The organism is Stenotrophomonas sp. YJH_SMC_16, assembly GCF_059367875.1.
The window spans coordinates 96312-110037 of record NZ_JCAFRH010000011.1 but is presented as its reverse complement, the minus strand read 5'-3'; the positions used below and the strand labels follow the sequence as shown (position 1 = coordinate 110037).

Below are 13726 nucleotides of genomic sequence, written 5' to 3'. Positions count from 1 at the left end.
GCTTAGAAGATCTCCGAGACGTAGTTGTTGTTCATGTGCATGCGGAAGGTCAGCTGCTCACCCGGGTAGGTCGGGGTGAAGTCGAAGTCCCAGTAGAAGCGGCCCTGGGCCACGCTGTCCGCTGCGTTCAGGTCGGGGTCGATCCAGCAGTTGCCGCCGAGGATCGCGCCCTGGGTCTTCAGGCCGCGCAGGAAGGCATTGACACCCTCACGCACGTCGTCGACGTAGGTCTTGCTGATGCCGCGGTCGACGGCCCACAGGTGGGCGGCTTCCAGGCTGTCGGCGATGATGTCGGCGGTGCGCACCACGCACAGGAACTGCCACTTCTGGTCGCTGCTGGCGGTACGGTTGCCCCACAGGCGGAAGCCACCTTCGCGGATGATGGTCGCCACGTTCGACTGGTTCAGCAGGTTGGCGCGGCTGGTCGCGTCGGACAGGCCGAAGTCGATCGCACGTGCGGTACCGACCACGCCGTTGAGCTCCAGGTTGGACGGCGATGCCCACCAGCCGCGTTCGTTGTCGCTGCGGGCAATGGCACCGGCCACGGCACCGGAGGCGTAGCGGGTGACGATGGCATCACCGGACTGCACCAGCAGCGCCGGGTCGACCACGTAGACGCGCTTGGAACCGGTCAGAGCGGTGGTGCTCTTGGCGGCGTCGTCGTTGCTGTTCGGGCCATCCTTGATGATCACCGCGCGCAGCTTGTCGGCAATGCCGAGCAGTTCGGCCACGACCGGGTTGGCCAGCAGTTCGGTATCGCGCTTTTCGTGGGTGTGGGTGAAGCCCGGTACCGCCAGGATGCGGGGCTTGATGCCCACCACCGACTTTGCCGCCAGCAGTGCATGCACGCCGGTGTAGGCACCGGTCTGCGCGTTCACGCCGCCCAGCACGTTGGCCAGGGTGTCGTTCTCGGTGGCGCCCTTCTCGACGCGGATGACGACCACAACCGCGTTGGACTGGTCGAAGATGGCGTCGAGCTGGCCCGGGAGGGTGCCCTCATCGACTTCGGTTGCGGCGTTGGCGAGCAGCTTGGCTGCCTGCGAACGCGAGGTCACCAGGACCGGAGTGTTGTAGGGGAAGGCGATCTTGTCGGCGCGGGGCGCGGTGCCCACGATGCCGATGACGCTGGTCGAGGCAACAGCGATCGAGCGGGAACCACCATCGATGTTGACGACCTGCACGCCATGCAGAAATTCGGCCATGCGTTGTTTTTTCCTTGGTTGGGTGGGTGCTGCGGTCGCGATCTGCGCCGCATGGGTACATGTTCGTATCTGGCCGCGGCTGGATTAATTGCAGCGGTGGCCCGAAATCACGGTTGCGGTTGCGGTTGCGCGGCCGGGTCGGGTTCGGGGGCAGTGACCATCACCCAGGCAGCACGGGCTTCATCGAAGGTGACCGGGTAGCTGCGATCTGCAGGCGGTGCCAGATCGGTGACCGATGGCGGCAGTGCGACCCCACGGGAAACGGGAGTCGCGAAGCTGGCATCGTGCTTGTTCCACAGCGGTCGCGAGCTGTAGTCCGGCAGCAGCGTCCATTCGCGGCGGCTGGCATTCCACGCGTTGTATTGCGCGGTGGTGCCATCCAGCTTGAATGGTTCGGACAGGGTCACGTCCTTGGGCAACGGCTCGCCCAGCGCGAGGCGGTTGGGTACCGCCATCGCGGTGCGTGTGTCCCACAGCATGCAGTTGCGGAAATCGGCCACCAGTTCCCAGCGTGAGCCATCCTCGGCCAGGCGCAGTGCCTGGTATTCGCCGGCAGGTTGGCGAGGCGCGACGTCCACGGTGAAGTCGGGCAGGTTCCAGGCGCCGTCCGGCGAAGGCTGCAGGCGGACCTTGCCCATGTAGGCGCGGGTATCTGGATCGTAGGAGTGCGCGAAGCGCGGTTCGGTAGGCAAGTTCATGTCCTCAGTACGCGATGCAATAGATCATCCGCAGGCCAGCCGGCAGGTTGCGGTCGCCACCAGCGTTCTCCACCACGACGGTGTGGGTGTGCGCACCGGCATCGGCGGCCGACGCGGCGTGGCCGTGGTCACCCACCTGGGCGATGGAAATGGTGTGCGAGTGGCCGCCGGCGCCGTTCATGCCGATGTTGTGGCCGTGGCCGCCTGCGCCGTCGGTGGTGAAGCTGTGGGCGTGGCCACCGGCCGGGCTGGTGTACGGCCAGGGGTTGTCGTAGTCCAGGTTGCCGCGTGAACCGGCGTGGTTGTTGTAGTCGGCGCCCCACGGGTAGGTGGTGCCTGATTCGGCGAACGCGGTGAGATGCTGGTGATCGCCGATCCACGAGGTGCCGCCGGTATGCGCGTGGTGGCCCTGCGAGTCGGTCCATGCACCGTGCGCGTGGTCGCCTACCGCGCTGGCGCTGGCGCCATGGGAATGCGCGCCGCCTGCGCCTACGGAAATGGCGTGGCTGTGGTTGCCCGCTGTCGCCGCACTTGCGCCATGGGCGTGGCGGATCACCTCACCCTGGGTGAAGCTGCCGACCGCTTCCGGGTTCAGTGTGTGCGTGACCACCGTGCCTTCCTGCATTGCCGGCAGGTTGAAGGTGGTTGCGCCGTCACCGGCGCCGTAGCGGGTACCGATGGCGGCGAACAGGGCCGGGTAGCTGGCACGCGGAACAGCGGCACCATTGCACAGCAGCATGCCGTTGGGCGCGGTGGCACCGGCGAACAGAATCACCTGTCCGGGCACGTGCACGCTGGATGGCACGCCGGTCATGTTGCGCCAGTCCAGGTAGTGGGTGCCGTGGCGGCCATCGAGCAGGTCGGCATCCAGGCCCTTGTCGGCGCCCTCGTCCTTCAACGCGGCCGATTTCAGCCCCAGGGCGGAGCGGAACGCGGCATCGGTGGCGATCGACAGCAGCGTGCGGACGAACTGGGTGGGGGCGCTGGCGCCAAAGCGCTTGTCGATGAAGGCACGCAGCCCGCGCGGCGTCACCGCACGCTGGGCATCTGCACCCTCTTCGGTCTCGGTCGTCGTGGCCAGTTCGACCACGCCCTGCACCTCGGTGGTGGAGGGCGGATAGATGAATTCGGCATTGCCGAACTCGATCAGCGCGGTATCGACTTCACTGAAGCGGGTATCGGTGGAGAGCAGCAGCATCGAGGCTGCGGTCTTCTCCATGATCGGATCGGTCTGGCCGAAGGTTGCAAACAGCGTACCGTCGCCCAGGTACAGGCCGAAGCCGCGCAGGCTGTAGGCGGTAGCGCTGTCGTCACGGATCGTGACGTGCAGCGTGTCGTCGCCCACGGCCTTGCCGCCGAACGTCGAGACCCGCTTGATCTCGCCGGGCAGGGCGGTCAGCCCTGCCGTCGGCGTGAATGCCGTGGACGTCAGGCCGATCTCGGTGATCAGCACGGCACTGGTGCCGGTGTTGGGTGGATTGACCAGCCTGGCGAAGCCGGCGTCGGTGATTTTCAAGCGCATGCGGGGTTTACTCTCCGATCAGTTGGATGCGGCGGAAGGTGGTGCCATGGGCGCCGGCAAGTGCACCGATACCGGCGCTGGCCTGCATGCCCTGGGTGAACGTGAAGTGCGAGCGCACCGGCTTGGTTCGGCTGATCTCGCCGATCACGTCGTCGACGAACTTGGCGGTGGCGGTCTCGCCGCCCTGGTTGGCGATGGTCATCACCGCTTCGAAGGTGTGCGGTGCACCTCGCGGCTGCATTTCCCACCATTCGCGGATCAGGATCGAACCGCCGAACGCAGCCACCACATCGCGGACGCTGCCCCAGGTGCCTTTGCGGCGCTGGATCGCGATCGCGGCGCGCACGCGGGCACGCTTTACCGTTTCCGGCCAGTAGGCCTTCCATTCGTCGACGGACAAGGCCCAGGCCAGCCAGGGCAGCAACGCGGCCGGGCAGCGGTCCGCATCCCACAGCGCGGTGATGTCCACCGGCAGCGGGCGGGTCACCGCAGCACGGGCCAGCGCCCGTTCCGCGCGGGTGGCGTTGGGCGGCAGCAGGGTGGTTGCCGTCGGCACCCTGATCAGCGCGTCGGCGTCGATGATCGAACCGGGAGCGGGAGGGCGGCTGAGCGTGATCACATTGTTGAGCACGCTGTAATCGATCACGCCCACTGGCTCGGGCATGGTGCGGATGTAGCTGGTCGCCTCGCGGCCTTCCTCCACCTGCACGCCCCAAAGGTGGATGCGGCTGTCCGGCTTCAGGCCGGCGTTCCCGCCCGCCCGCCGATCCAGCACGATGCTCACGCCCCGGGGGGCGTCATCCGCGGTTGCGGCATAGGTGTAGCTGTAGCGCTTCCACTCGGTGCCCACCTGCAGACGGGTCCTGCCTGCGCCGGTGGCGCGCATGCCGAAGTCGATCGCACAGGGTTCGGTTGCACGCAGCCAGATGCTGATGGTGCGCACGGCACCATTGGGAAACGCGCTTCCATCCTCGTCCACCACGCCGGCGAAGTTCTGCTCCGGGCCCCCGATCGCATCGGAGACCGGGAAGGACCAGGCACTGGAGCTGCCATCCGGAGCGGGATGACTGGACGACAGGTTGGCCGGCTTCACGTAGAAGCCTTTCCATCGTGGATGGTCGAAGGATGCCGAGAAACGCTGCAGGTTGCGCCGCATCGTATCCGACAGCTTCAAACGCCCCTGCCAATCGGTGCGGTACACCGCCTGCAGGGTGGCCAGTGCGCCACCTGGATGGCGGAACTGCAGGTTGTGCCCATCGATCGCGCCACGCAGGCGTGCATTGATCAGGCGTGCGGTGGAATCATTCATCGTTGCCGCCATGGGTCAGGGTCACCGCGGTGCAGTAGGTGGCCTGGGTCCGGTCCACCACCACGTCAGCCGCCGGGCTGGAAATCTCCACGCGCTGCACGCCCTCGGCATGCAATGCGGCGAACAGGCCGGAGCGGGTGACATCGCGGCCGAGCCGATGCGACTCGGCGATGTAGCGATCCAGGCGCGAGCGTGCTTCGGCCAGCACCACCTGCGAATCCGGGCCGGCGTAGGTGTAGAGCGTGGCGGTGACCGCGTAGTTGATGATTGCCGCCGTGCGTACCAGCACGTGATCCGTCAGCGGCCGCACGTCGGCCGCACTCAGCTTCGCTTCCACTGCGTCGAGCAGCGCCTGGGTGGCCGTGCCATCGGCTTCACGCGACAGCACCGAGACCACCACTTCACCCGGCGACGGACTGGTCGCGCTGGCGTCGAGCACCCGCGGATCGGCACTCAGCGCGTGGAAGATGTAGGCGCCTTCCGGCCCGGCCACGCTGAAGCCTTCCGGACCCAGCTGGATGCGCCGACGGAAATCTTCATCGCTCTCGTAGCGTGGCGGAATGCCTTCCTGCGGCTTGCCCGGGTCCAGCATCTGGCGGCCGATGCCGAAGATCGCGGCCAACTGGTCCAGGTCGCTGCCGACCGCGTAGGCCAGCATCACGCCACGCGCCGCATCGTTGACGCGCTGTCGGTCGAGCAGGCGCAGGTAGGTGCAGACCTCCAGGATCTTGAAGGCCGGGTCCGACGGCAGCAGCGCGTCGAAGGTGGGGTCGAGCGCCTGCAGTGCGGTCAACGATTCATCGAACAGCGTCTCGAAATCGAGCACTTCGATGACCGCCGGTGCAGGCAGCTGGGAGAGATTGACACTGGTGAACGAGCCGGATGCCACGGTTAGCGAACCTCGATTCCTTCGATGGTGATGGCCTCGCCGTCCGGCAGGTGGATTCCTGTCACTGCCAGGATCATCACGCCGGGGGCGGGGAGGGAGACGTCGACGTTCTCGACGTGAAGCCGCGGTTCCCATCGCGCGAGTGCGTCGACGGTGGCCGCGATCAGGTCCATGCGCAGCGAGCGGTTGGTCGGCGCATCGATCAGTTCGAACACGCGCGAACCGTATTCACGGCGCAGTACCCGGGAGCCAAGGGGCGTGGTGAGAACGTCACGCACGGACTGGTGCAGATGGGCGAGCCCATCCAGTGATTTGCCGGTGTTGGCGTCGATTCCTCGCATGGCCTCTATCGTCGTGGAGTGCGGGTTTTCAGGGCATTGCACGCATGGCCGTTCAGGGCTGCGCGGGCGTGGTGGGTGCGGTCGGACCCTGTGCGGTGTGCTTGTGTGCCTTCAGGCCGATGGCGCCAGCCTTGACCTCGCCGGATGTGCTGATGTCCTTGCCGGCACTGATCGCACCGGTGACGTCCAGGTCGCCAGTCGCCTTGATCGATGGCGTATCGAGCACGATCGATTCGCTGGCGATCACCTGTGCACTTGCACAGGTGACGATGACCTTGCCGCTGCCCACATCGACGTTGAGCGTTGCGGTTTCCTGGTCGTACTCGACAACGCTGCCGTCGGCGAACTCGGTGCGGTGCCGCAGCCGAGAGTCGGCGGGCGCCGGGAACCGGTCCTGGTACAGGCTGCCGAGAACGAGTGCCTGGCCCGGGTCGCCATAGGGGCACGCCAGCAGCACCTGCTCGCCGGGTTCGGGTGCACACCAGCTGCGCACGCCCGGGCCAGCACGGCGCTCCAGCCAGGGAATCCAGTCGGTCAGCATGCCGTCTGCATCCACGCGCACGCGGCCGCCCGCTTCGTCCAGCTCGCGCACGACGCCGATCATCAGCAGGTTGCCGATCAGGCGCGCGTGTTCGGCACTCATGGTGCTGCTCCTTCAATGGGCTGGTAGCGTGCTTCGTGATCACGACCGATCTCCGGTACGAAGCTGTAGAAGGCCTGGGGAACTGCGCCTCCGGTCTCCTCCCAGGCGTTGCTGCCCAAAGCGACCGGCAGTGACCACTCCACCAGCCAGGTGCGAAGGCCTGGCTGCGCCGCCGCCGTGTCTTCGGGCAGTGCGGCGATCACATCGATCGCGCCGCTGGCCGCGCCGGGGAACCGGCCGAGCTGGTGCAGCCAGCCGGCGAGCGCGACGGCGGCCTTGCGCAGCTGCAGTGCCGCGTCGATAGCGGCGGCAGCGACGACGACGCGTGCCTCGAAGCGCAGCAATGCCTGCATCTGCCCGCTGCCATCGTCCTTGTCCTTGCTGCGATCGCAGCGGGTCATTGCCAGCAGGCAGGCGGGTGTGGCCAGGCCTTCAGCACCGGGTTCGCGATAGAACTCGACGGTTGCGAAGTCCGGGAAGCGGGCGCGGATCGCGGCTTCGATGGCGGGGTGCAGTGCGTCGAGAATGGAAGAGGAGGAGTTGGTCGCCATGTCAGCTCGTGCGTTGAATGGGAGGACGCGCCTGGTTGGGGACGCGCGCTGTCTGCATCCAGTGTTGCCATCACCCGCCGCATGGGACATTGCAGGCGTGGCCGCGGGGATCAGCGCTGTTGTCGCGCGGTGGCCGTGCCGGTGGCTGTGCACTCTGCAGGCGCCATTGGCGCTGTACCGTTGAGGGTGATCCCCTGCTGGCTGCCGAGGCTGCACAGCAGGGCACGCAGCTGGTCGGCCAGTGCGTGGTACTGCCGCGCGACCGCAACGTGATTGCGTAGCAGCGCATCGTCGTTGGCCGCCTGCAGGTCCGGCAGCTCGTCCGGCGCACGCAGCTGCGCCGGGGCGATGTTGAGATCAACGCGACAGGGCGCGACCGGCGTTGGCTTCGCGCCAGATGCGCACGAACTCAGCATCAGCATCGCCGCGGTCACGGCCAGGAGTCTTGGCATGGGTCTCGATGTCCTGTTGCAGGGTTTGGAATTGCCGGGTGCGTTCGGCCTGCGTGGCCAGGCGCTGCGATTCGGCCTGCGCACCTGCGCGGGCGTTGCCGAGGTCCCGCTGATGTGCGGCCTGCGCCGCATCAGCGCGCGATGCCTGCTGTGCGGTCTGGACGGTGGCGATGGCAAGGTCCGCGCTGCGGTCGCGCAGCGTCCACCCCAGCCAGGCACAGCATGCATGGGTACCGGCGAGGACCAGCAGGCCCATGCGGAACCGCAGGGCGACGGGCGTCACTGCAGGCCTCCGCCGGCGGCGCGGTAGGCTACGCGCAGTGTTTCCAGCGCATGCTCCTTCTGCCCGTAGCCGGCGCCCGGCAGTGACGCCCAGATACGTCGTGCGGCGTTGATGCCGGCATCGAGGCGACCGAGGCGGATCAATTCGTAGGCACCGCATTGCTTGAGCAGCGCCACGGCCGCGCGGTCCTGCGAAACCGGGCCGAAGTCGGGCAGGCCCAGCCGCGCGCGCAGGTCATCCCAGGTACTGCGCAGGAACTGGTAGCGACCGGCGGCACTGGACTTGATGCCATAGCGTGGCAGCGACACCAGCACGCGGGGATGGTCGCGGTAGTCGTTGAACAACTGGCCACCCACGATCACGTCGTAGCCGCGGTCACGCGAGCGCTGGCTGGGGATGTCGGTGCCTTCGGATACCGCCAGCATGTCCAGGAATGCGGCGACGTTGGCCCCACCGAGGGCGCTGGCTGCAGCGGCGGTCATGCGGCGGCCCCCGGCTGCTTGCGCACCAGGTTCAACAGCGCGTCTATCTGCACGCTCTGCTGGGCGATCTGCGCGCGCAGGGCATTGACCTCGCCGCGCAGCTGGCCGATCTCCTGGGCCATTGCTTCGCGCTCGTGCATCAGGCCGTCGGCGCGGGTACGCTCGGCTGCGAGCTGCTCCTGCAGGGTGCGCAGGGTGTTGCTGGTGGCCTCGTCTGCGGTGCGGTCGACCTTGGCCGACGACAACCACTGGCGCAGCCACAGCGACACCGCGATCAGTACACCCGAGGTTCCCCCCAGATATTTGGCCCAGTCCGGCACGCCCGCCAGCAGGTCGCTCTCGTTCATGCGCGTGCATACCCCTTGAGCAGGGCCGGATGGACCGCAGGCGGTGGCGCGGAACGGGCACCACGCAGGGCGCGCTTGATGGTGGTCTGCGAGACACCGAACTCGCGCGCGACGTGCTCGCGCGGCATGCCACAGGCGACCGCTCGTGCGATCTGCTCGCGGCGCTCATGGGCATTGGCCGCAAAGCACGAGGCCAGGAACAACAGCTCGCCACCGAAGTGGGTGACCAGCCGTTGGGCAACGTCGCGGCCGAGGATGTCGATCAGGCGATGCTGGTCGGGCAGGGTGGAGGGAACGTAGACGATGACGCGATGACGGCCGGTGGTGCTGGAGGTGGTCGGCGGCCACGCACGCACCAGCGTGAGGGCTGCGGATTCGCCGATGACCTCGGCCAGGGTCTGGATGCTGTCGGGCAGGGCGTTCATTGAGGATGTCTTCAGTGGCATTGATCTCCACTGTTGCCATCCCTTGCCGCCAGTCAACACCTTTCGTCTACTTTCGAGTGTGCGTGCTGAAGGTATTCATCGGTGCCCCGAGGACGGGTGAGGATGGCTGCTCGGCAGCGTATGACGCCCTGCGGCCGCTGGCTGTTGCTGCTGATGTTTGCTCCTTCCTTCGTACTCGCAGTCCTCACAGAGAGGAGGGAAAGGCAGATCAAGGGGATGTGGCAGGTATGGGGTGAGGATGGCGTCCCGTTGGTCGTCCTCCCTCATACCGGTGAGCAGGCCCTGAAACGAAAAAGCCCCGGACGATGCCGGGGCTTCAGGACTGCAGGTGGTGCTGGATCAAAGGTCGAATACCAGGTTGCCGCCGGTCTTGCGCGGAATGTAGCCGGCATCACGCAGCCAGCGCGCTGCATTGACCTGGTCCATGCGCTTGACCGGGAAGCGGTTGGCGAACATCAGGAACCGCGCCACGGTGATCGATTCGCCCTTGCCCTTCAGGGCGGCCAGGGTCTCGGTGAACCACGGCGCGGGAGGTTGCTGGCTGCCGGGACGAGCCGCAGTGCGTTCCTGCCGGGTGGTGCCGGTCTCGGCCCGGGCGTTGGCCAGCGAGCACAGCGAGATGAAGATCGCGTCCAGGCTCACGATGTCCTTGCCACCCTTGGGCTGCGACTTGAACAATTCGATGGCCTTCTGGCGCGTCGACGTGAACTGTTCGACCTCCATGACAATTCCTCTTTGCGAAATGATTGGGGATGCAGGGTGACGACAGGTGCCGTCGGTGATGGGGGACGACCTTACATCATTTTCGCCGATGATGGGCCGGAACCTGCGGTTGGGTCAGGGGAAGCTGCAGGGCAGCGCGGCCCTGCTCCAGGCTCAGATCACGCCGCGCGACAGCAGCTGGTCCAGCGTCCTGCGTACCAGATCGGCCCGGCTGCCGTCGTTGCTTACCTCGATGTCGACCAGCTCATCGGCCAGTGGCTGCTCGCTGGCGTGGGTGTCATGGTCTCCATGGCCCGGGCGGCTGACGCGGATCACGACACCACCACGGCGACGGATCGCGCAGGCCTCATTGCTGAAGCGGACGTCGGGCACCAGGCCTCCCGCAGGCAGGCGCGCGAACAGCGAGCGTACCCACAGCTCGGGATGGACGCGGTCGCGGCCCCATTCGGTACCCGCGGTCTGCATCAGGTGACGAGGAGTAAGTTCGGCCAGCCAGTCGATGGTGTCCTCCTTGCGGCTGTCCAGTTCACGCAGGGAGAGCCCGAGGAGGGAGGCGACGAACTGCCGCAGCGGTGCGGCGAAGCTGTCGCAGGGCAGTGCCAGTGCCGACGCCAGCCCGCTGGCGAGGGTGTCCTTGCCCGCGCGCTTGGCGCCGGCGATGCCGATGTAGAGCGGCGGACCCGCCTGCGGGCGTGCGCGGAGCGCCGTGCTGGCCAGGGCAGGCCCGGCACGGAACGCAGCCAGCGTGTCGGCGATCATGCGATGGCCGCTGTCGAGGGACGCGGGAATCATGGGGAATCTACTCCTTGAAGGACGTGGCCGCTGCCGGTGGATCAGGAATCACGTGCGGCGGTGCTGCGGGCGCGCAGGATGCGCTGGGTGATGCGGCCACCGCGCGCTGCCGCCGCGATCGGGTCAAAGCACAACATGGCGGTACGCGTACGACGGCCGGCAGCAAGGTGATCGCGGATGGTCCGCTCGGACAGTACCGGTACCCGTTGGTGGATCTGTCGCACGGTGAGCTGCTCACCTTCGAAGGCATGCAGTCGGGGTCGAGGCATGGCGGAAGCGCTCCTGGAAGGTGGCGTGGCCGATACAGTCATCTTGCCTCTGTGGACCGCTCCAGTCAACACCTTTCATCTACTTGCATCCTCGGCGGGCTGGGAGGGGGGATTGGCGATCCATTGCCGTACCGCCAGTGACGCCAATCGCTCGCGCTCCACAGAACCCCGGGTGGCCTGTACGCGCGCCAGGTACTGCTGGCGATGCCGGCGCGGGCTGATCGTTCTGCACCGCCCTTGAGCGTCGATGCAGCGGTAGCCCGCCAGTTGCAGCAGGCGCCGTGCCTCGCAGTCGAGGCGCCACTCGGCGCTGTCGCTGCCGACTTCGCGGCCATCATGGGTGCGTGGCATCAGAACGGTCCTGCGATGTGTTCGGACAGGCTGCGGCTGCGCGGTGGCATCAGCCACACCTTTGCCCGTTCCTTGCCCACCACGCGGGTGCGCACGCCATGCCGCTTCACCACGTAGGCGGCGGCCTCGTTGACCTCGCGCCGGTTCGGTTTGTCGATGCCCACCGCGATCACGATCTCGGTGGCACGGTAGTGCGTGCTCCAATGCTCGGCGGGGAGGGACCAGTCGAAGTGGCGGTCGATCAGCTCGGCGATAGGCGAGATGGGTTCGTGCTCGCTGTTGGTGGCATTGAGCGCATCCAGCTCTTCGCCGGACAGGTGCCAGGTCTCGCCATTGCGGTATAGCGCATGGGCTTCGGCCCACACCTGCTGCATGTCGATCCGCGCCGGTTCACCCAACGCCACGGCATGCACGGTCCACCAGCGGCTGTTGCCGGTCGCGTCACGCAGGAAGCGCTCGTCGTTGACACTGGCGAACAGGATGGTGCGCCGCGCATAGCGCGATTCGGTGCGTGCGTAAGGCCGGCGGATTTCATCGTGGCTGCGCGAGATGAATGATTTCAGCGCGGCGATATCAGTGCGGCGGAAGGTGGCGTCGACCTCACCCAGCTCCACGATCCACTTGGAGATGACCTGCTTGATGCTGTCCTTGTTGGTGGGGTCGAGTACCACGCCATCGGCGATCAGCTGCAGTTCGGCCGGTGCCAGCTGCCGTGCCCAGCGCGTCTTGCCCAGATTCTGCCTGGAGACGAAGGTCAGTACACCACGCGCGACCACGCCATCCGGTTCAAAGGCGGCCGCCACGCCGGAGATCAGCCAGCGCCGCATCAGCACCTCCTTCAGGATGCGGCCATCGGCCATGCGCGTGGGCTGGGCTTCCTGCACGGTGTCGAAGAACGCCTGGAGGCGGGACTGGCCATCCCAGGGCTGCGAGGTGATCCAGCTGGCAACGGGATTGTAGGGATTGGCTTCGGCCACCTGGCACAGGTTGGTCTCGAAGCTGGCGGTGGCCATGCCGGCACGGTGCATGCAGCCCATCACTTCGCCGGCGGCAACCTCCTTGGCATTGTCGATCGTGGACTGGAGGTCCGGCACCAGGATCTCCAGGTCCTTGCGGATGACGTTGTAACGCACCGTAACGCCGGTGCGGCGGCACAGCTCGGCGAGATTGCGCGCGGTCGGCAACGGGCGGCCGCGTGCGCTGCTGTCGGGGAACGGAGTGAAGGTATCGAAGGCGGAGAGGTTGCCGGGAACCTGGTAGCTCGCGGCGGCCGGGGAGCGTGTGCCGCTCTCGGCGGGGACTTCGCCCGGCGCGCACGGTGGGTCGGCAAGCAGCTGCGCGCGCAGTGCTTCCAGGCCTTCACGCCGATGCAGGTCGTTGAAGTCGGTGGGGCGATCATCGTCGCCGTGCACGATGGCGAATTCCGGCCAGACCACCCGAGCACCGATGTCTACCGCAGCCTGCGTGGCCTGGCTGACACCAGGGTTCTCCAGTGGTTGCCGCGTCCATTGGTCGTTATCCGCGCAGAGCACGAACGAGGCATCGGGTACGGCGTTGCGCCAGGCACGGGCCACGGCGGTCAGGTTGCCCGCATCCCACGCGACCACGACGCACCAGCCGGTGGCCTGATGGATCGATGCCGCGGTGGCATAGCCCTCGGCAATGGCGATGGGATGCCCGGGCAATGGCTTGCCGATGACATGGAAGCAGCCCTGCTTGCGGCCACCGGCCAGGAAGTCCTTGTCGCGCCCCAGTGCCGGGTCGGTACGGGGAAGGATCGCCTGCAGGGAGACGATGCGTCCGGCAGTGTTCACCACCGGCACCAACAGCGCATTCTCGATGTGGCGGAACACCAGCCCGTCGCTGTTGCGTACCGGCCACGCTGCCACGCGCAGGCCATGAGCGTGCACGCCCTTCCGGGCAAGATAGGGGTGGCTGTCGTCGGCGGGCATGGCCCGCTGCCACAGTACGTTGGCGGCCTTGGCTGCGGCATCCTCGCGCTCGCGTTGTTGCCGCTCCCGTTCGGTCCGGGCCGATTCCTGGCGCTGCCGGATCGCGCGCTGCTCGGTGGGACTCAGCGTGGCCGGTGATTGCGCGCACCAGGCGTGACGGGTACCGGTACGCCAGCTGCCGAACTCGCCGGCGGGCACGTTGTCGCCGAACAGGACCGCCCAGCCATTGCGGGTGCCACGACGGTCACCCTCCACGTGGAAGCGCACCAGCTTGCCGTCGGCGTTGAGTGCATCGCGTCCGCGTGCGTCCGGCACGATGCCGTGTGCATGCATGGCCTGCAGGAACGCCGGGACGACGTCCTGCGTTGGGTGCGGTGTGTACATTCGGCGGGACCCCCTTGGAACGTTGTTCGATGCACAGCGACCGTGGATGGCAATGGCGCTGTGCGATGCCTGCGCTGTGCAGGCCATGCG

At 67.1% G+C, this 13726-nt stretch carries 18 protein-coding genes; all 18 read right to left on the bottom strand.

All coding sequences use genetic code 11. The annotated features are described in order from the left end of the window. Positions 1-2 precede the first annotated feature (2 nt). The 18 genes from AC5P6E_RS19410 to AC5P6E_RS19325 all read right to left on the bottom strand — a co-directional run bounded on the left by AC5P6E_RS19410 (position 3) and on the right by AC5P6E_RS19325 (position 13636). Positions 3-1202 carry a phage tail sheath C-terminal domain-containing protein gene (locus AC5P6E_RS19410; RefSeq protein WP_010483787.1) on the bottom strand — a complete coding sequence of 400 codons (1200 nt, stop codon included), beginning with the start codon at positions 1200-1202 and terminating at the stop codon, positions 3-5. Positions 1203-1309: 107 nt separating this feature from the next. Beyond that, the gene (locus tag AC5P6E_RS19405) at positions 1310-1900 is read right to left on the bottom strand and encodes a hypothetical protein (RefSeq protein ID WP_019336909.1); all 591 of its coding nucleotides are present in this window, start codon (positions 1898-1900) and stop codon (positions 1310-1312) included. A 4-nt stretch (positions 1901-1904) separates the two neighbouring features. After that, positions 1905-3422 (bottom strand): tail fiber protein, encoded by a 1518-nt coding sequence (locus AC5P6E_RS19400; RefSeq protein ID WP_010483783.1) that lies wholly within the window; start codon positions 3420-3422, stop codon positions 1905-1907. A 7-nt stretch (positions 3423-3429) separates the two neighbouring features. Further along, positions 3430-4731, bottom strand: coding sequence for a phage tail protein I (locus tag AC5P6E_RS19395; RefSeq protein ID WP_019336910.1), 1302 nt, complete (start codon positions 4729-4731; stop codon positions 3430-3432). Beyond that, positions 4724-5620: a baseplate assembly protein gene (locus AC5P6E_RS19390; protein ID WP_010483779.1), complete on the bottom strand. Its 897-nt coding sequence runs from the start codon at positions 5618-5620 to the stop codon at positions 4724-4726. Before AC5P6E_RS19390 ends, AC5P6E_RS19395 begins: the two co-directional genes overlap by 8 nt. A gap of 2 nt (positions 5621-5622) precedes the next feature. Further along, positions 5623-5961: a GPW/gp25 family protein gene (locus tag AC5P6E_RS19385; RefSeq protein WP_010483777.1), complete on the bottom strand. Its 339-nt coding sequence runs from the start codon at positions 5959-5961 to the stop codon at positions 5623-5625. 52 nt (positions 5962-6013) lie between these two features. Next, positions 6014-6604: a phage baseplate assembly protein V gene (locus AC5P6E_RS19380; protein ID WP_010483775.1), complete on the bottom strand. Its 591-nt coding sequence runs from the start codon at positions 6602-6604 to the stop codon at positions 6014-6016. Continuing rightward, positions 6601-7155 (bottom strand): hypothetical protein, encoded by a 555-nt coding sequence (locus AC5P6E_RS19375; RefSeq protein ID WP_010483773.1) that lies wholly within the window; start codon positions 7153-7155, stop codon positions 6601-6603. The genes AC5P6E_RS19380 and AC5P6E_RS19375 overlap by 4 nt, the downstream gene beginning before the upstream one ends. 110 nt (positions 7156-7265) lie before the next feature. Then, complete coding sequence (locus AC5P6E_RS19370; RefSeq protein ID WP_157999895.1) at positions 7266-7571, bottom strand: hypothetical protein; 306 nt, start codon at positions 7569-7571, stop codon at positions 7266-7268. Then, positions 7513-7890 (bottom strand): hypothetical protein, encoded by a 378-nt coding sequence (locus AC5P6E_RS19365; RefSeq protein WP_029550698.1) that lies wholly within the window; start codon positions 7888-7890, stop codon positions 7513-7515. Before AC5P6E_RS19365 ends, AC5P6E_RS19370 begins: the two co-directional genes overlap by 59 nt. After that, positions 7887-8372 carry a glycoside hydrolase family 24 protein gene (locus AC5P6E_RS19360; RefSeq protein ID WP_019336913.1) on the bottom strand — a complete coding sequence of 162 codons (486 nt, stop codon included), beginning with the start codon at positions 8370-8372 and terminating at the stop codon, positions 7887-7889. The genes AC5P6E_RS19365 and AC5P6E_RS19360 overlap by 4 nt, the downstream gene beginning before the upstream one ends. Beyond that, positions 8369-8719, bottom strand: a complete 351-nt coding sequence (locus AC5P6E_RS19355; protein ID WP_010483765.1) for a hypothetical protein — start codon at positions 8717-8719, stop codon at positions 8369-8371. The genes AC5P6E_RS19360 and AC5P6E_RS19355 overlap by 4 nt, the downstream gene beginning before the upstream one ends. Continuing rightward, positions 8716-9144: a Mor transcription activator family protein gene (locus AC5P6E_RS19350; protein WP_019336914.1), complete on the bottom strand. Its 429-nt coding sequence runs from the start codon at positions 9142-9144 to the stop codon at positions 8716-8718. The genes AC5P6E_RS19355 and AC5P6E_RS19350 overlap by 4 nt, the downstream gene beginning before the upstream one ends. Before the next feature lie 360 nt (positions 9145-9504). Next, entirely contained in the window at positions 9505-9888 is a 384-nt protein-coding gene (locus AC5P6E_RS19345) for a hypothetical protein (protein ID WP_019336915.1), read from the bottom strand. A 153-nt stretch (positions 9889-10041) separates the two neighbouring features. Beyond that, positions 10042-10680, bottom strand: coding sequence for a deoxynucleotide monophosphate kinase family protein (locus AC5P6E_RS19340; RefSeq protein ID WP_019336916.1), 639 nt, complete (start codon positions 10678-10680; stop codon positions 10042-10044). Positions 10681-10721: 41 nt separating this feature from the next. Beyond that, the gene (locus AC5P6E_RS19335) at positions 10722-10949 is read right to left on the bottom strand and encodes a hypothetical protein (protein WP_010483758.1); all 228 of its coding nucleotides are present in this window, start codon (positions 10947-10949) and stop codon (positions 10722-10724) included. Positions 10950-11024: 75 nt separating this feature from the next. Beyond that, positions 11025-11300 carry a hypothetical protein gene (locus AC5P6E_RS19330; protein WP_043451685.1) on the bottom strand — a complete coding sequence of 92 codons (276 nt, stop codon included), beginning with the start codon at positions 11298-11300 and terminating at the stop codon, positions 11025-11027. Further along, entirely contained in the window at positions 11300-13636 is a 2337-nt protein-coding gene (locus tag AC5P6E_RS19325) for a VapE domain-containing protein (protein WP_495231250.1), read from the bottom strand. Before AC5P6E_RS19325 ends, AC5P6E_RS19330 begins: the two co-directional genes overlap by 1 nt. Between the last annotated feature and the right edge of the window lie 90 nt (positions 13637-13726).